Raw genomic sequence first — 518 nt, 5'->3', positions numbered from 1 at the left:
CTGGCACATTTAAGCCTACAATGTTACATTTGGTACAATTTCTTATTGTGTGTATCAGTATCATGACCGAGAACAACAGCAAAAACGATCTTACTGTTAGACAAGCGAACGCTTTAACAACGGCAGCTTATAGCCTTACTCGTTATGAGAAGCGGCTTGTATACATGTGCCTCAAGCGGATTAATCAGGAAAACCCTACTCCCGAACATTTAAAAACAATGGAATATGGTCAGTATCCGATCACTATTTCTAACAAAGAGTTCATCGAGTACTTCGAGATAGATGATGAGTCGAAGAAAAACCTATCAAGAGACATACAACGCGCAGCACAATCTTTACATGAGAAAAGTGTGGTTATCTATCTTCCTGATGAAGACAGCAAAGATGGTGAAAAAGCTTATGATGCTATCCACTGGACCACTAAACAGAGCTATCGTCCTAAACGAGGACATGTAGTGCTGTATTTGAATGCTGAGTTGATTAGTATCATTAACCAAACCACATCAAACTATACACAG

The 518-nt window shown here is 39.2% G+C and carries 1 protein-coding gene; it reads left to right on the top strand.

Annotated features, from left to right (window positions below):
- Positions 1–62 precede the first annotated feature (62 nt).
- On the top strand, positions 63–518 hold a 456-nt coding region (locus tag IQR33_RS01930; protein WP_193843458.1), incomplete at its 3' end, for a RepB family plasmid replication initiator protein.

Source organism: Vibrio sp. OPT46 (assembly GCF_015163535.1).
GTDB classification, from domain to species: domain Bacteria; phylum Pseudomonadota; class Gammaproteobacteria; order Enterobacterales; family Vibrionaceae; genus Vibrio; species Vibrio alginolyticus.
This window is presented reverse-complemented; position numbering and strand designations above follow the sequence as displayed.